This is a genomic window from Arthrospira sp. PCC 8006 (genome assembly GCF_046480465.1).
Lineage (GTDB): Bacteria > Cyanobacteriota > Cyanobacteriia > Cyanobacteriales > Microcoleaceae > Limnospira > Limnospira platensis.
This window is the reverse complement of sequence record NZ_PKGG01000586.1, coordinates 1-392: the sequence shown is the minus strand read 5'-3', so window position 1 is coordinate 392 and position 392 is coordinate 1. Positions and strand designations below refer to the sequence as shown.

Genomic DNA, 392 nt, shown 5'->3' with positions numbered 1-392 from the left:
GTTCGTTTAGAATCCAATCACTCAGGGTTTCCAGTTCGAGGGTGCGATCGTAAAAAACACCCAAATCCGGCATCTCGCTTAACTCTTGACTGCATACCTCTCGATTGGGTGGGTGTCGGTTTGGTATATCAGGCGGGTGTCTTCACTCCCCACAAACGTTAAGATTGCAAACTCCAACATAATCTTGTACAACATTTGAAAATAGGGAAAATTGAAACCGCTCCATTGCCGAGCGAAAATTGGATTTATTAACTTCTTCTCCCAACTCCTCCGAAAGGATTTGCCACAACTGCGAACCCGCATTTCTAACACTACTTTCCGAGTAATCACAATCTTTGGCAATGCGTTGATAAGTCTCCCGTTCCAGCGTTCCTCTCAGTACCGCCTCCTGC

Annotated in this window: 1 pseudogene; it reads right to left on the bottom strand. The window is 45.9% G+C overall.

The features are described from left to right. Nucleotides 1–392, bottom strand: a pseudogene (locus B9T16_RS29495) (ATP-binding protein); the annotation flags it as partial.